The sequence below is a fragment of the Streptomyces sp. NPDC059080 genome (assembly GCF_042739975.1).
Lineage (GTDB): Bacteria > Actinomycetota > Actinomycetes > Streptomycetales > Streptomycetaceae > Streptomyces > Streptomyces benahoarensis.
This window is the reverse complement of sequence record NZ_JBHYGX010000005.1, coordinates 38,702-54,706: the sequence shown is the minus strand read 5'-3', so window position 1 is coordinate 54,706 and position 16,005 is coordinate 38,702. Positions and strand designations below refer to the sequence as shown.

The following is a 16,005-nucleotide window of genomic DNA, read 5'->3' as shown; positions in this document are numbered from 1 at the left end:
AGCGCCACCGCGCACAGCGATCCGCCCGCCCCGTGCCGCATGGGGCGGGCGGATCGTTGTGAGGTGGCTCAGCCGGGCTGTGCGCCGGTGGCGACGGGGCGGGACGGGTCGGCGGTCCAGCCACTCCACGAGCCGATGTACAGCGCGGCCGGGACGCCCGCGAGGGACAGCGCCAGCACCTCCTGGGCGCCGGAGACGCCCGAACCGCAGTAGACGCCGACCTCCGCGTCGCCCTTGGCACCCAGCGCCGCGAACCGGTTGGCCAGCGCGGCGGCCGGGCGGAAGGTGTGGTCCTCGGTGACGTTCTCCGTCGTCGGGGCGGAGACGGCGCCGGGGATGTGACCGCCGACGCGGTCGACGGAGACGGCCTCGCCCCGGTAACGCTCGGCGGACCGGGCGTCCAGTAGGACACCGCGGCGGGCCAGGGCAGCCGCCTCGTCCGCCGTCAGCTGCGGCAGTCCGCCGGGCTCGGGCGTGAAGTCGCCCTCCTGCGGCTGCGGGATCTCCGTCGTCACGGCCCCGCCGGACGCCTTCCAGGCCGCCAGCCCGCCGTCCAGCACCCGCACCTCGCGGTGCCCGGCCCAGCGCAGCAGCCACCATGCCCGCGCGGCGGCCCAGCCCAGCCCGGCGTCGTAGGTGACGACGGGGCGGTCGCCCCGTACCCCGGCGCGCCGCATGGCGGCGGTGAGAACGGCGACGTCCGGCAGGGGGTGGCGGCCCTCGTCACCGGCCGGGCCGGCGAGGTCGGCGTCGAGGTCGATGAAGACGGCGCCGGGCAGGTGTCCTGCCTCGTAGTCGGGGCGGCCGTGCGGTCCCTGGAGCTGCCAGCGGACGTCCAGGAGGACGGGCGGATGGGCGCCCGCCGACTCGCTCGCGAGTTCGGTAGCGGTGATGATGTCATTCATGGCACTCATCCTTGCGTAGGGGCGACTACGTACGGAAGGCGGACGCACACCCTCCGTATGACGGAGGGGGCGCCGCCCGCTCCAGTCACGGTATAGGGGTAACACCCCCGAAAACGGGCGTTCTCCGGGACGAAACCGCCGGTCACGGCGCGGCCGGAGGCTGTCACGGGGTGCCTGGTGCGAGCATCTTGCCTCGGGTTCCGCGCCCGTCCCATGGCCGCCACCGTGATGGTCCGAGGAGTGAGTGACGATGACGACCGAGGCAGCGACCCGGCGGATGTCCGGTGCGCCCTGCTGGGTGAGCCTGCTGACGCACCGCCTGGCCGCGACGCAGGAGTTCTACGGTGCGCTGTTCGGCTGGGAGTTCCGTCCGGGGCCGCAGCACCTGGGGCCGTACTGCCGCGCCGTCCTGGACGGGCGGGAGGTGGCCGGGCTCGGGGAGCCCGCGGCCGACCGCCTACTGCCCGTCGCCTGGACCACCTATCTGGCCTGCGACGACGCGGACGCGACCGCGGAGCGGATCCGGTACTGCGGCGGGACGGTGGGAGTGGGGCCGCTGGACGCCGACGACGCCGGGCGGATGGCCCTCGCCTGCGACCCGCAGGGCGCGGTCTTCGGGATCTGGCAGGGCCGCGCGATGGCCGGCACCGCGACCGCCGGAGAACCGGGCACCCCGGTGTGGAACGAGCTGATCACCCGCGAGACCCACTCCGCCGGACCGTTCTACGAGCACGTCTTCGGCTACGAGCCCAAGGCGGTCGTCTCGGCCGACTTCGACTATCTGACGCTGTACCTCAAGGGCCGCCCGGTGGCCGGTCTCCACGGGGTGGGCAACGCGTTGCCGCGTGAGGCGGGCCCGCGGTGGATGACGTACTTCGCCGTGTCGGACGCCGACGCCGCGGTCCGGCGGGTCGAGGGGCTCGGCGGCCAGGTGGTGCGGCCGCCGCGCGACTCGCCCCATGGGCGGCTGGCCACCGTGACCGACCCCGGGGGCGCCCCTTTCACCGTCATCCGGCCCGCGCCCGGTGGGACGGGGGCGGATGCGTAACGGGTGATCCGTCGCACTGCGGTCGCGGCGGAGGCTCCCGGGGCCGGTCCAAGACCCGTCAGTCGGCGGTGGCGTGAGCCGCCGGTACCGGAACTTCCCGGAGCGGCACCGGGGTGGCGAGTCCCTGGGCGCGTCGCATGCCGCGGGACGGCCACCAGCTGGCGTTGCCGAGCAGAATCAGGGCCGACGGCAGGATCATGACGCGGATGATGAAGGCGTCGAGCAGGACAGCGACCGCGAGGCTGAAGCCGATCTGCTTCATCTCCGCCAGGTGCAGGAACATGAAGCTCGCGAACACCGTGACCATGACGACGGCCGCGCTGGTCACCACCTTTGCCGACTTGTCGATTCCCTCGATCACCGCCTGCCGGGTGGGCACCCCGTGCATCGCCGCCTCCTTGATCCGGCTGACGACGAAGACCTGATAGTCCATCGACAGTCCGAAGAGGATCACGAAGAGGAACAGCGGCACCCGGGAGCCGATCGCGTGGGTGGCGCTCTCCTCGAAGCCGAACACCGTGGAGGCCCAGCCCCATTGGAAGAAGGCGACCACCAGGCCGAACGACGCGCCGACGGACAGCAGATTCAGCACCACGCCCATCGCGGCGACGGCCGCCGAGCGGAAGACCAGCAGCGTCATGACGAACGTCAGCAGCAGCAGGAGCCCGACGACTGCCGGCAGTTTGTCGTTCTGGTGGGAGAGGTAGTCGGCGTCCTGGGCGACGGGGCCGGTGACGGCGTACTCGGCGCCCTGCACCTTCCCGAGCGTGGCCGGGAGGTAGCTCTCGCGCAGCTCCTTCAGCGAGCCGGACGCCTGCGGGGAGCTGAGGTTGTAGGGCACGGAGAGGGTCATCATGCTGATCCGGCCATCGGGGGTCGAGGTCAGCTCGGGTGGTTTCGTGGAAAACATGGGGTCGGTCTCGGCCCGTTGGGCGAGGTCCTTCAGCGCCGTGCGTACCTGGCCGACCTCGCCGGTATCACTCTTGACGACGACCCAGTGGGAGGCGAGCAGATCGGGAAAGGCGGCGTTGAGCCGGTCGTAGACCTTCATCGCGGGGATGGACCGGGAGTGGGTGGCGGTGTTCAGTACGCGCAGGTGCATCCCGAATGCGGGGACGGCGAGGCCGGTCATGACGAGCAACGACACCAGGAGGGTGACCGCCGGGTGGTTCCTGGCGGGTCGCAACAGTGCGGTCCACACCCGGCCGGTCCGCTCGGGCCTGCGCCGGGAGCGCCTGCCGCGTTCCGCCGCGCGGGCCGCCTTACGGTCCAGACGGCGGCCGATGAGGACGAGGAGCGCGGGCAGCACCGTCATCGAGCTGAGGACGGCGACGAGGACGACGACGATGGTGCCGACGGCGAGCGAGGAGAAGATGACGTCGGTGGCGAGGAAGAGCGTGGCGGTGGTCAGGGCCACAGCGAGGCCGGAGACCGCGATGGCCCGGCCCGAGGTCGCGGCGGCGATCCCCACCAGCACCTCGGGGCCGACCCGGCCATCGGCGTGAGCCCGTTCCTCCCGTTCCCGCTTGAGGTAGAAGAGCGTGTAGTCGACGCCGACCGCCATGCCGATCAGCAGGATGAGGCTGTTTCCGACGCCCGCGTCGGGCAGCAGATGCGAGACCAGCTGGCACAGGCCCATGGCGGCGCCGATGGAGGAGACCGCCAGCAGCAGCGGCACGCCGACCATGATCAGCGAGCCGAAGGCGACGAGCAGGGTGATCAGGGTGATCGGGAAGGTGATCTTTTCCGAGGTGGCGAGGTCGTCGTCGCGCGAGGTGTCCAGGCCCTTGCCGACCGAGGCGTCACCGGTCTCCTCGACGCGCAGGCCCGGGTGGCCGCGCTGCACCTCGGCGGTCTGCTTCAGCAGCGGGTCGAGGTGCTGCTGAGCCTCCAGCCGGGGGCCCTTGAGGGTCACCTCGACCATCAGCATCCGGCGATTCTCCGCACGCACCGGGCCGGCGACGCGGAGGACCTCGGGTAACGGCTTCATCCGGGTGACGACGTCCTGTGCGGCGCTCCGAGCCGCCGCGCCTACGGGGTCACCGGACCTGTTGGTGATCATGATGCGCTCGGCCGCCTTGTGCTGGAGGTTGCCCTCCGCCGCGAGGGCCTCGGCGCGGCCCGCCTCGCCCACCCAGTAGTCCCTGTCGCCCGCCTCGTCCGTACCGACCAGGCTTCCGAGCGCGAGACACAGGGCGACGAAGACGAACCAGCCGATGACGGCACGCGCCGGGTGCAAGGCACTCCAGCTCGCCACCCGCACGGTAAGTGGCTGTTTGAGTGGCTGTTTTTTCACCGAACCCAGCTCCTTCACGGCACTGCCCCCCGGCTCGACGGACAACGCTCACTCACGTCCATCAGATGTAAGTCGGAAGTTACACATGAAGCATGGGGCGGTCAATCCGGAATGCGTAACGGCATCCGGGCGCGGCGGAACGGGGGTGCCGTCGGCGACGGCCGCACGAGGGCCCGCAGAATCGGCAGGGACCCAGCGGGAAAGATCAGGCAGGGTCGACCGGCAGGACGTCCGGAGAGAGGACGTCCGCGCGGGCGGTGGCGCTGGTCACCCGGCGCTGGTGGTGTCGGCGGCACAGCACCTCGTAGCCGACGTCGCCCTCGTGCTGGTCCACGTCGCCGACGACGACCTGCTCGCCCTCGACGACCATCTCGCCGCCCACTGTGCGGGCGTTGTGGGTGGCGCGCGCACCGCACCAGCACATCGCCTCGACCTGCAGGGCCTCGATCCGGTCCGCCAGCTCGATCAGCCGCTGGGAGCCGGGGAAGAGCCTGGTGCGGAAGTCGGTGGTGATACCGAACGCGAAGACGTCCAGCCCCAGGTCGTCGACGACGCGCGCGAGCTGGTCGATCTGCTCGGGGTGGAGGAACTGCGCCTCGTCCACGATCACGTAATCGACCTTGCCGCCCTTCGACATCTCACCGATGAGATGGGCGTAGAGATCCATGTCCGGGGCCGCCTCGACGGCGTCCGTCACCAGGCCGAGCCGCGAGGAGAGCTTGCCCGCGCCCGCCCGGTCGTCGCGAGTGAAGATCACGCCCTGCAGGCCGCGCGCCGAGCGGTTGTGGCCCATCTGGAGCGCCAGGGTGCTCTTCCCGCAGTCCATGGTGCCGGAGAAAAAGACCAGTTCGGACATCAGGAGAGGGGGCCTTTCGGACGGTCGGGTGCGGTGGACGGCGTGCCGGACCGGGGCGCCGCGTCGGTCCGCCGGGCGCGCCCGGAAGGGACACCGGCTACGGGACGCCGGAACGCGAGCCCCTCGGGATCGTGACGGCGTGGCGGAACGGGGCGGGTCAGGTACGGGCTTCGCGGGTCAGGCGCGGGCTTCGCGGGTCAGGCGCGGGCTTCGCGGGTCAGGCGCGGACTTCCAGCAGCGGAACGAGCTGCTCCACGGGGGTCATCGACCCGTGCATGCCGACCATCTTCGACTCGCCGGGCTCGCGTTCGCTCGCGATGATCACCATGTCGGCGTGGGCGGCGGCGACGACGTCACCGATGCGGCCGCGCACCCGGTCGTCGATGTGTGGCCCGAACCAGCCCGCCGCGATGGCCTCGTCGCGGCTCGCCACCCACATCTGCTCGCCGACGACCTCCCGCCACACGGCGAGGACGTCGTCCGCCGCTCCCGGGTGGGCGTAGACATGACGGGCGCGGCCCTCGCCGCCCAACAGACGGACCCCGGCACGCAGTTCCCAGTCCTCGTCGAAGTCGATGCGCGACTCCGGGTCGAAGGGGATGTCGATCATGCCGTGGTCGGCGGTGATGTACAGGGCGCTGCGCGGCGGGAGTTGTTCGGCGAGCCGCTGCGCGAGCCGGTCGACGTACATCAGCTGACCGCGCCAGGCATCGGAGTCCACGCCGTAGCGGTGGCCGTTGCCGTCGACCTCCGCGTAGTACGTGTAGACCAGCGAGCGGTCGCCCGCGGCGAGTTGCGCGGCGGCGAGGTCCATGCGTTCCTCGCCGCTGAGGCGGCCGTGGAAGGTGCCGCCGCTCAGCGCGATCTTGGTGAGCGGGGTCTGCGCGAAGTGAGGCGCGGAGACCTGGCAGGTGTGCACACCCGCGGCGTCGGCCAGCTGGAACACCGTCGGATGCGGCTGCCAGGCGTACGGGTCGGTCCACGGCTGCCAGCGCAGCTGGTTCATCAGCGCGCCGGAGGACGGGTCCTCGCAGGTGTAGCCGGGCAGGCCGTGGGCGCCCGGGGGCAGGCCGGTGCCGACGGAGGCGAGGGAGGTGGCGGTGGTGGAGGGGAAACCGGCGGTGAGCGGGCGGCCGGTGCCGTTGCAGGAGGTGTCCAGGAGGGACGTCAGGAACGGCGCCTCATCCGGGTGGGCGCGCAGCAGCTCCCAGCCGAGGCCGTCGATGAGGAAGACGCAGGCCCGGTCGGCGGGGGCCAACTCCATCGACGTCGGCGGGCCGGACACACCCTGACCTGCGACGACGGCGGGCAGCAGATCGGCGAGCGAGCCGGTGCCGTACCGGGGCAGCGGGGCGGTCAGCGGGTCGAGCGGCTCGGGCTCCGGCCAGGCGGGGGCGGTGTACCCCATCAGCGGGCGCTCGTGGTGGCCGCGGTGGCCTCGGAGAGCGCCTGCGCGAAGGTGAGCGTCTCGCGGACGGAGTCGGGCCCGTCACCGGCCTCGCTGACGCGCAGCGAGAGATCGTCGGCGGTGGAGGAGCCGGTGTAGCCGTGATCCGCCTCGCAGTTGGGGTCGCCGCAGGTGGCGGGCTCCAGATCGAGGCGGGCGACGGCGCCCCAGCCGATGGTGAGCACGACCTCGCGGGGCAACTGGCCCGGGGTGTACGACTCCGGGTTGGCCACCACGCGGCTGAGCACCACCGAGGAGATCCGCCCGAGCTTCACGGACTCGGTGGAGGTCGTGGCGTACGGGGACGGGGAGGTGGCGTCGGCGGCCTGCTCGTCGGTGTGGCTGACGATGAAGCGGGTGTCGGTGAGGACGAGGACGGTCACATGGCGGCGGACCTCGTTGGCGTCGAAGGTCGTCTCCTGGTGCACCAGGTACGCCGCGACCGGCTCACCGCCGACGGCGGCCTGCACCGCCTCGGCCACGAGGGCCGGGTAGTAGCCGCTGCGCTCGATCGCCGCGCGCAGCCCCTGGGTCGTCGTACCGGTCTTAGCCATGTCCTCCATCTTACGGGCCCACAGGGGGGCGGCAGGACGCCTGGGACAAGCCGGTCCGCGGGGGCTGGTACGGCGGACACACGGGGCGGGGCCCGGCTCCCGCCGCGCCGCGCGGGGGGTCAGTAGACGGGCAGGCGGCGGGGGCCGAGGTCGGTGGTGGCGGGCGGGCGGGCGAGGCGGACGGATGCCCCGAGGACCGACAGACCGCGCGGGGCGACGACGACCGGTTCCAGGTCGACGCCCACCACCTCGGGGTGGTCGTCGACGAGCCGGGACACCCGCAGCAGCACCTCGGCCAGTGCGGCGGTGTCGACGGGCTGGGAGCCGCGCCAGCCGAAGAGGAGGGGGGCGGCGCGGATCGACCGGATCTGGGCGTCGACATCGCGGTCGGTCGCGGGGATGAGGCGGTGCGCGATGTCGCCCAGCAGCTGGGAGGGGGCGCCCGCCAGGCCGAACGAGAGGACGGCACCGGCCGCCGGGTCGATGGCGGCGCGGACCACCGTGTCGACGCCGCGCGGCACCATCTTCTGCACGACGGGCGCAAGCTCCTCCGGGGTGCCGAGGGAGGCGGTCAGTTCGCCGTAGGTGCGGCGCAGGTCCTCCTCGTCGGCTATGTCCAGGCGGATGCCGCCGAGGTCGCTGCGGTGGCGCAGGTGGGGCGCGGTGGTTTTGAGGGCGACGGGGTAGCCGAGGCGGGCGGCGGCGCGGACGGCGGCGTCCGGGCCGGGGGCGGGCAGCGACGGCTGGGTGGGGATGCCGTAGCGGGCGAGCAGGGCGGCGGCATCCTCGGCGGGCAGCGGAACGGAGCGGCCGGCGGGCGGGTCGAGGTGGTCGAGCAGCCGCGCGATGTCGGCACCGGCCGCGGCCTCCTGGATGTCGTCGTACGCGGGGACCCGGCCCGGCTCGGCGACCTCCCGGCGCCAGGCGGCGTACCGCACGGCCTCGGCGAGGGCCCGGACGGCGCGCTCGGCGGCGGGGTAGGCGGGGAGCGGGGTGCGGGCGAGCGGGTAGGGCGCGGTGGGCGAGGTGGGGGCCACGGGAACGTCGTCTGCGGCGAGGGTCTCGGGTCCGGCCGAGGCGGCGGGCGCTGCGGCTCCGGCGCCGGAGGCTTCCGGTCCGGCCTGGGCGGCGGGCTCCGCGGGGCCGGTGGCCGGAGCATCTGGGTCTGCAGCTCGGGCGGCGGGGCCGGTGGCCGGGACGCCGAGGCCCGCGCTCGGGGCATTATCGGGTGCCCTCGGGACAACGTCCTTGGGCACCCCCGGGCCGGCCGGAGCCGCAAGCGCCGTAGCGAGCGCATCCATGGCCAGATGCACGACGGCCACTGGCTTGGCCGGGCCCGCGGCGGCCGCCGAGCGCAGTGCCGCGGCCAGTTCCTCGCCCTCCCCCGGGGCGGTCGCGTTGCCCTCCCCCACCCAGGGGATCGCGGTGACCACGACGGCGTCGCAGCCCTCGCGTGCCAGTTCCTCGGCGAGGGCGGTGTGGAAGTCGTGCGGGGTCGCGGCGGAGGGCAGCACCCGGGGGCGCCGCGGGCGCAGACCCTCGGTCAGGCACGCGTCGTAGGCGAGGAGGGAGAGCGCCTCGGAGTTGCCGAGGACGGCGACGCGGGCGCCCGCGGGGAGCGGCTGGGAGGCGAGCAGCAGCCCGGCGTCGAGGAGTTCGGTGACGGTGTCGACGCGGATGACACCGGCCTGCCGCATCAGGGCGGCGACGGTGCTGTCCGGGATGCGGACGGTGGGGACCGTGTGCCCCAGGGGCGCGGTGCCGTGGTGGCGGGCGCCCTTGGCGACGACGACCGGTTTGACGGCGGCGGTGCGGCGGGCGAGGCGGGTGAACTTGCGGGGGTTGCCGATGGATTCGAGGTAGAGGATCGCGACGTCGGTGTCCGGGTCGTCGTACCAGTACTGGAGCAGGTCGTTCCCGGAGGCGTCGGCGCGGTTTCCGGCGGAGACGAAGGTGGAGACCCCGGCGGGCGAGCCGTCCCCGGGGCCGCGCTCGTGCAAGCCGCTGAGCAGGGCGATGCCGATCGCGCCGGACTGGGTGAACAGCCCGATGCGGCCGGTGGCGGGCATCACCGGCGCGAAGGAGGCGTTCAGCCGGACGCCGGGGGCGGTGTTGATCAGGCCGAAGGCGTTCGGGCCGATCAGGCGCATGCCGTAGGAGCGGGTGCGGCGCAGCAGGGCGCGCTGGCGTTCGCGCCCCTCGGTTCCGGCCTCGGCGTACCCGGAGGAGAGGACCAGGACGCCCTGGACGCCGTGTTCCCCGCAGTCGTCGATCACCTCGGGGACGTGGTCGGCCGGGACGGCAATGACCGCGAGGTCGACCGGGCCGTCGATCTCCCGCAGGGAGCGGACGGCGGGGACACCCTCGGGGTCGAGGCGGTCGGTCCCCTCGGGGAAGGCGCGGTTGACGGCGTGGACGCGGCCGGTGAAGCCGGAGTCGAGGACATGGCGCAGGGCGGTGCGGCCGACGCCGCCGGGCGTGCGGCCGGTGCCGATGACGGCGACCGAGCCGGGGGCGAGGAGCCGCTGCATGGAGCGGGCCTCGGCGCGCTGCTCGCGGCCGCGCATCACGGCCATGGACTGCTCGGTCGGTTCGAGGTCGAATTCCAGCCGGACGACGCCGTCCTCGAAGGTGCGCTGCTGGGTGTACCCGGCGTCCGTGAACACCTTGATCATCTTGGAGTTGGCGGGGAGGACCTCGGCGGCGAACCGGCGGATGCCGCGCTCCCGTGCGACGGCGGCGATGTGCTCCAGCAGCGCGGAGGCGACGCCGCGGCCCTGGTGGGCGTCCTGCACCAGGAAGGCGACCTCCGCCTGGTCGTCCCCCGGGTCCGTGGCCGGCAGACCCCGGTCGTTGATCCGGTCGTAGCGGACGGTGGCGATGAACTCGCCGCCCACGGTGGCGGCGAGGCCGACCCGGTCGACGTAGTCGTGGTGGGTGAAGCGGTGCACGTCGCGGTCGGAGAGGCGGGGATAGGGCGCGAAGAAGCGGTAGTACTTCGATTCGTCCGAAACCTGTTCGTAGAAGGAGACCAGGCGCTCGGCGTCGTCCGGGGTGATCGGGCGGATCCGGGCGGTGCCGCCGTCGCGCAGCACCACATCGGCTTCCCAGTGGCTCGGGTACGCGCGATCCGGCGGCTGCTGCATGCGGACAGCGTACGGCCGGGCACCGACAACCGGCTCGTGCGCGCGGGCGGGGCCGGGCGCCGGGCCGGCGGCGGGCGTCCTGGCGGCAGTCGTCGGGCGGCACCCGCGGACCGGTCCGGACGTGGTGCGGACGAGGTGCGGACGAGGTACGGACAAGGTGCGGACGAGGGTGCGGAACACCGGAGGTGGGGCTTCCGGAGCACCCGCGACCGCGCGAGAGACTGGTCTAGATAACTGTGACGACTTGAAGGGCAACACCATGGCTGAGCGCCGCGTCAATGTCGGTTGGGCCGAGGGGCTGCACGCCCGTCCTGCCTCGATCTTCGTCCGTGCGGCCACCGCCGCCGGCGTTCCCGTGACGATCGCCAAGGCCGACGGCGCCCCCGTGAACGCGGCCTCGATGCTCGCGGTGCTGAGCCTGGGCGCCCAGGGTGGCGAGGAGATCGTGCTCGCCTCGGACGCCGAGGGCGCGGAGGCCGCACTGGAGCGCCTGGCGAAGCTGGTCACCGAGGGCCTCGACGAGCTGCCGGAGACCGTCTGAACCGGGACGCCGCCACCTCCCCGCAGCCGGGGAAAGGCCCCACCGTCACGGCCGGAAACGGTCACCGCGGCGGGGCCTTTCGCGTTCCGGGCAACGGAACGGCCACCGCTCCCCGGGGCGGCACCTGTCCCCCGCTCGCAATTCGCCGCAGCCCCGGCGGGCACCGCACGACCGAATACATGAATACGCATCTACGCGGTTGCGGCAATTCCCGGATGGCGCGTTTTCCGGCACCCGTTTCCGCAATTCCCCGAACAGATCCCGCCACCCGCCGGTCGCCCCGTATACCGCGCCCCTATGAAGAACGCACCCGCCCGCTGCTGACGGGACGTTGCGGATGGCGCACCGCGGCCGGCTGACGGTGCCGCGGGCGGTACGCCGGGAGCGACCGCGCGACATGCGACGCCATCAGGGCGCGCGCCGCCTCTGCGTCGCCCCGGGCCACCGCGTCCAGCACCGCACCATGGTCGTCCCAGGTCTCCACATACCGCGCCGGAAGCTCGACGACGTACATCCACTCGATCTTCCGCCGCACCTGGGTCAGCAGCGCGGTCAGCCCCGGATTTCCCGCCGCCCGCGCCAGCGTCTCGTGGAACCAGCCGTCCAACCGGGGCAGATCGCCCGGACAGCCGCGGCGGGCGCGCTCCCTGCCGAGCCGCACCACGCCCCGTAAGACCTTCAGATGCGCGTCGGTGCGGCGGACCGCCGCACGGGCGGCGCCCATCGGCTCCAGGAGCGCGCGCAGGTCCAGGAGGTCGGCCGCCTCCTGGACGGTGGGCGCCGCGACGCAGGCGCCCGCGTGCCGTCGCGCGGTGACGAACCCCTCGGACTGCAGGGTCCGCAACGCCTCACGGACCGGCACCCGGGAGACGCCGTAACGGGTGGCCAGAATGTCCTCGACGAGCCGGCTGCCGGGGATCAGCACGCCGGAAACGATGTCGTCGCGAATCGCCGCGGAGATGCGCTGCACGGAAATCTGGCCTTGCGTCATCGTGGGCGCCTCCACCGTCCTCCCCGGAAAACGCCGGTGTACGGCGCCTTTTCGGCGACTCTATTCGACGGTGGTGGCGCCTTTACCGCCTTCACGCATTCATGGAGATCTTTTGGTGAGAGCCTTCCCTGACCGCCGGGAAATCCAGCCATCCGCTGTACAGCACCGGACGCACCGGAGCCCCGGGCGCCCGGTGAGGGCGGGCCGGGGCTCCGGGAGGCGAGATGGATCAGACGTTGACGCCGTGCGACCGCAGGTAGGAGATCGGGTCGATGTCCGAGCCGTAGTCCGGACCGGTCCGGGCCTCGAAGTGCAGGTGCGGGCCGGTGACGTTGCCGGTCGCGCCGGACAGGCCGATCTGCTCATGGGGCATCACCTGCTGGCCGACCGAGACACCGATCTGCGACAGGTGGCCGTACTGGGTGTACGTGCCGTCGTTCATCTTGATGACGATGTTGTTGCCGTACGCGCCGCCCCACCCCGCCTCGACGACGGTGCCCGCGCCGACGGCGTGCACGGTGGTGCCGGGGTCGGCGTGGAAGTCGATGCCGGTGTGCGTACCGGAGGACCACAGTCCGCTGGACGCCTGGTAGGCGGTGGAGACGTACGAGCCGGAAATCGGGGCGACGAAGGCGTTGAGGCGCTTGCGCTCCTCCTCGCGGGCGGCGCGGACCTCGGCCTCGTGCCGCTTGTCGGCCGCCGCCTTGGCGGCCCGGGCCTGCTTCTCCGCCTCGGCCTCGGCCTTCGCCTTGGCCTCGGCGGTCTCGGCGACGGCCTGCTGCGCATCGGCCTGGGCCTGGACGCGCTCGGCGAGTTCGTCACCGAGGACGACGGCCCGCTGCAGGCCCGTGTCGTGCGCGGCGCCGGACGTGGCGGCCATCGCGGGAGAGGACACGGAGACGACGACGCCGGAGGCGGCGAGACCGGCGATGCCGGCGATGTTGCGGGTCGTCCGGGCGCTGCGGCTCGGACGGCGGTGCTTCCCGGTGGCACGGGTGAACGCCATGTGCTGGCTGGTTCCTTTCCTTCCCTCTCGCCTACCGGGTTAGCTGACGGGTTCGGAGCAGGAAGGTCTCCTACGGGTCCCTCCGGAGAGGCGCCCGATTCACCCCAGGGACGTGTGGGTCCCCGGCTCCCCTGGCTCGCGCCGTACGGGGACTCGGCGATGGCTGTCCGATGCCGCGGTTGCGGCGTGCAGCTGGCGGACAGCGCGCATGAAGCTAATCGTGACAACTTTCAATCGGCAAACAGAAACGCCATATTGTGCGTCACGCCACACCGGCGCGACGGAACCAGCGGCCAGCAAATCCGGACATAAAGGGGATCCCGAGGGTGGCCTTCCGCCCTCGGGATCCCCTTTTGTTCCACTGTGCCGGGCCGCCGTGACGACCCGGCCGGGGCCACCGCTCCTCCGGCTCGTCAGCCCCTGACGACCGTCACCTCGCCGATGCCCAGCGCCCGGACCGGCTCGGCGATCTGCGCCGCATCACCGACCAGCACCGTCACCAGCCGGTCCGCCGGGAACGCGCTGACCACGGCGGCGGTCGCCTCGACCGTACCGGTCTCGGCCAGCCGCGCGTACAGCTGCGCCTGGTAGTCGTCCGGCAGATGCTGCTCCACCTGGTCGGCGAGGGTGCCCGCTACCGCCGCCGCCGTCTCGTACTTCAGCGGCGCGACGCCGACGAGGTTCTGCACGGCGACGTCCCGCTCGGCGTCCGTCAGCCCCTCCGCCGCGAGGGTACGCAGCACCTTCCACAGGTCGTCGAGGGCCGGACCGGTGGACTCGGTGTCGACCGAGCCGCTGATCGCCAGCATCGAGGCGCCGGTGGAGCCCCCGGGCGCGTCCGGCGCCGACGAACGCAGCACCTGCCCGAAGGCCCGCACCCCGTAGGTGTAGCCCTTCTCCTCACGCAGCACCCGGTCCAGACGCGACGTCAGGGTGCCGCCCAGGCAGTACGTGCCGAGGACCTGCGCAGGCCACTGGCGGTCGTGGCGGTCGGCGCCGATCCGCCCGATGAGCAGCTGCGTCTGCACCGCTCCGGGGCGATCGACGATCACGACGCGGCCGGTGTCGTCCGCGGTGATCGGCGCGACGGCGACCGGCTCGGCGGCGGACCCCTGCCAGGCGCCCAGCGTGTCGGCGAGCGCCGCGTCCACGTCAATGCCGGTGAAGTCACCGACGATCACGACGGTGGCCGCCGCGGGCCTCAGATGCGCCGCGTAGAACGCCCGGACGGCCGCCGCGTCGATGCGGCCGACGGTCTCCTCGGTGCCCTGCCGGGGCCGCGACATCCTGGACGACGCGGGGAACAGCTCCTTGGACAGCGCCATCGCGGCGCGGCGCCCCGGGTTGGCCAGCTCGTGCGGGATCTCGTCGAGACGGTTACGCACCAGGCGCTCCACCTCGCCCTCGGGGAAGGCCGGGGCGCGCAGCGCGTCGGCGAGCAGCCCCAGGGCGCGCGACAGCCGGGAGGCCGGGACCTCCAGGGAGACCCGCACCCCGGGGTGGTCGGCGTGCGCGTCCAACGTGGCGCCGCAGCGCTCCAGTTCGGCGGCGAATTCCTCGGCGTCGTGCCGGTCGGTGCCCTCCGACAGCGCCCGCGCCATGATCGTGGCGACACCGTCCAGGCGCTCCGGCTCGGACTCCAGCGGCGCGACGATGTCGACCTCGACGGCGACGACCTGCTGGCCGGGGCGGTGGCTGCGCAGCACCGTCAGGCCGTTGGGCAGCGCACCGCGCTCGGGCGCCGGGAAGGCCCACGGCTTGGGCGCCCCGCCCCGGGGCTGCGGGTGGAAGGTCATCTCGCTCATGGCCAGGTCCTCGCGGGTCGTGGCGTCACTCACCGGTCCGCCTCCTCGTCGTTGTCGGCGCTCTCGTCGGCGGCGGTCGGCTCGTACACCAGCACCGCGCGGTTGTCGGGGCGCAGCCGGGCCTGGGCGACGGCGTGCACCTCCTCGGGCGTGATGTCCAGAACACGCCCCACGGCGGTCAGCGCCAGCTGCGGGTCGCCGAACAGGACGGCGTAGCGGCACAGTTCGTCGGCGCGCCCGCTGACCGTCGCGAGGCGGTCCAGCCACTCGCGCTCCAGCTGGGCCTGCGCCCGCTCCATCTCCTCCGGGGTCGGCCCCTCGGCGGCGAACCGGGCCAGCTCCTCGTCGACGGCGCTCTCGATGTCCGCGACCTCCACGCCACCGGACGTCTTGACGTCCAGCCAGCCCAGGGACGGCGCACCGGCCAGCCGCAACAGGCCGAACCCGGCGGCGACGGCGCTGCGGTCGCGGCGCACCAGGCGGTTGTAGAGGCGTGAGGACTCGCCGCCGCCCAGGACGGTCAACGCGAGATCGGCGGCGTCCGCCTCCCGGGTGCCGTCGTGCGGCAGCCGGTAGGCCGACATCAGGGCACGCGAGGGCACCTCCTCCTCGATGACCTCCCGCAGCTGGCCGCCGACGGTGTCCGGCAGGGCACCGCTGCGCGGCGGCTGCTTGCCGTCGTGCGAGGGGATCGACCCGAAGTACTTCTCGACCCAGGCGAGCGTCTGCTCGGGGTCGATGTCGCCGACCACCGACAGGACCGCGTTGTTGGGCGCGTAATAGGTGCGGAAGAACGCCCGCGCGTCCTCCAGGGACGCCGCGTCCAGATCGGCCATCGACCCGATGGGCGTGTGGTGGTAGGGGTGGCCCTCCGGGTACGCCATGGCCGTCAGCTTCTCGAAGGCCGTGCCGTAGGGGACGTTGTCGTACCGCTGGCGGCGTTCGTTCTTGACGACGTCGCGCTGGTTCTCCAGGGACTCCTCGTCGAGCGCCGTCAGGAGGGAGCCCATGCGGTCCGCCTCCAGCCAGAGCGCCAGCTCCAGCTCATGGGCGGGCATGGTCTCGAAGTAGTTGGTGCGCTCGAAGCTGGTGGTGCCGTTCAGCGAGCCGCCTGCACCCTGCACCAGCTCGAAGTGGCCGTTCCCCTTGACCTGCGCGGACCCCTGGAACATCAGATGCTCGAAGAGGTGGGCCAGGCCGGTACGGCCCTTGACCTCGTGACGCGAACCTACGTCGTACCACAGGCAGACGGCTGCCACCGGCGTCAGATGGTCCTCCGAGAGCACCACGCGCAGGCCGTTGGCCAGCCGGTGCTCGGTCGCTGTCAGGCCGCCGGAGCCGGCTTTTTCTGTGGCCGTGTGACCCATGGGCATGTACGTCCCTTCGATCCGCTTGCGAAGAAGTCCTGTC

12 protein-coding genes and 1 riboswitch are annotated in these 16,005 nt (G+C 72.8%); of the genes, 2 read left to right on the top strand and 10 right to left on the bottom strand.

All coding sequences use genetic code 11. From position 1 onward, the window contains the following. Window positions 1-68 precede the first annotated feature (68 nt). Window positions 69-905 carry a sulfurtransferase gene (locus ACFWWQ_RS05305; RefSeq protein WP_384590417.1) on the bottom strand — a complete coding sequence of 279 codons (837 nt, stop codon included), beginning with the start codon at window positions 903-905 and terminating at the stop codon, window positions 69-71. 250 nt (window positions 906-1,155) lie between these two features. Here ACFWWQ_RS05305 and ACFWWQ_RS05300 point away from each other — a divergent pair, with 250 nt between their 5' ends. Further along, on the top strand, window positions 1,156-1,953 hold the full coding sequence (locus tag ACFWWQ_RS05300; protein WP_384590414.1) for a VOC family protein: 798 nt from the start codon (window positions 1,156-1,158) through the stop codon (window positions 1,951-1,953). Between the two features lie 58 nt (window positions 1,954-2,011). Here the strand turns inward: ACFWWQ_RS05300 and ACFWWQ_RS05295 are convergent, their stop codons facing one another. The 5 genes from ACFWWQ_RS05295 to ACFWWQ_RS05275 all read right to left on the bottom strand — a co-directional run bounded on the left by ACFWWQ_RS05295 (window position 2,012) and on the right by ACFWWQ_RS05275 (window position 10,252). Beyond that, window positions 2,012-4,249, bottom strand: a complete 2,238-nt coding sequence (locus ACFWWQ_RS05295) for an MMPL family transporter (RefSeq protein ID WP_384590411.1) — start codon at window positions 4,247-4,249, stop codon at window positions 2,012-2,014. A 205-nt stretch (window positions 4,250-4,454) separates the two neighbouring features. Further along, a complete protein-coding gene (locus ACFWWQ_RS05290) occupies window positions 4,455-5,105 on the bottom strand; it encodes a thymidine kinase (RefSeq protein WP_384590408.1) in 651 nt (216 codons plus the stop codon). Window positions 5,106-5,322: 217 nt separating this feature from the next. Continuing rightward, window positions 5,323-6,513 (bottom strand): alkaline phosphatase family protein, encoded by a 1,191-nt coding sequence (locus ACFWWQ_RS05285; protein WP_384590405.1) that lies wholly within the window; start codon window positions 6,511-6,513, stop codon window positions 5,323-5,325. After that, window positions 6,513-7,106 carry a DUF5998 family protein gene (locus ACFWWQ_RS05280; protein ID WP_030285252.1) on the bottom strand — a complete coding sequence of 198 codons (594 nt, stop codon included), beginning with the start codon at window positions 7,104-7,106 and terminating at the stop codon, window positions 6,513-6,515. The genes ACFWWQ_RS05285 and ACFWWQ_RS05280 overlap by 1 nt, the downstream gene beginning before the upstream one ends. Window positions 7,107-7,225: 119 nt before the next feature. After that, window positions 7,226-10,252 carry a GNAT family N-acetyltransferase gene (locus tag ACFWWQ_RS05275; protein WP_384590401.1) on the bottom strand — a complete coding sequence of 1,009 codons (3,027 nt, stop codon included), beginning with the start codon at window positions 10,250-10,252 and terminating at the stop codon, window positions 7,226-7,228. 259 nt (window positions 10,253-10,511) lie between these two features. Here ACFWWQ_RS05275 and ACFWWQ_RS05270 point away from each other — a divergent pair, with 259 nt between their 5' ends. After that, window positions 10,512-10,793 carry an HPr family phosphocarrier protein gene (locus ACFWWQ_RS05270; protein ID WP_384590398.1) on the top strand — a complete coding sequence of 94 codons (282 nt, stop codon included), beginning with the start codon at window positions 10,512-10,514 and terminating at the stop codon, window positions 10,791-10,793. A gap of 295 nt (window positions 10,794-11,088) precedes the next feature. Here the strand turns inward: ACFWWQ_RS05270 and ACFWWQ_RS05265 are convergent, their stop codons facing one another. From ACFWWQ_RS05265 to ACFWWQ_RS05250, 4 genes are all read right to left on the bottom strand, one after another. After that, window positions 11,089-11,784, bottom strand: coding sequence for a GntR family transcriptional regulator (locus ACFWWQ_RS05265; RefSeq protein WP_384590395.1), 696 nt, complete (start codon window positions 11,782-11,784; stop codon window positions 11,089-11,091). Window positions 11,785-12,013: 229 nt separating this feature from the next. Continuing rightward, a complete protein-coding gene (locus ACFWWQ_RS05260) occupies window positions 12,014-12,790 on the bottom strand; it encodes a M23 family metallopeptidase (protein ID WP_384590392.1) in 777 nt (258 codons plus the stop codon). Window positions 12,791-12,803: 13 nt separating this feature from the next. Then, a riboswitch (cyclic di-AMP (ydaO/yuaA leader) is annotated at window positions 12,804-12,959 on the bottom strand. A 244-nt stretch (window positions 12,960-13,203) separates the two neighbouring features. Continuing rightward, a complete protein-coding gene (locus ACFWWQ_RS05255; protein ID WP_384590956.1) occupies window positions 13,204-14,586 on the bottom strand; it encodes a M16 family metallopeptidase in 1,383 nt (460 codons plus the stop codon). Window positions 14,587-14,624: 38 nt separating this feature from the next. Beyond that, window positions 14,625-15,962, bottom strand: coding sequence for a M16 family metallopeptidase (locus ACFWWQ_RS05250; protein WP_384590953.1), 1,338 nt, complete (start codon window positions 15,960-15,962; stop codon window positions 14,625-14,627). Window positions 15,963-16,005: the final 43 nt, after the last annotated feature.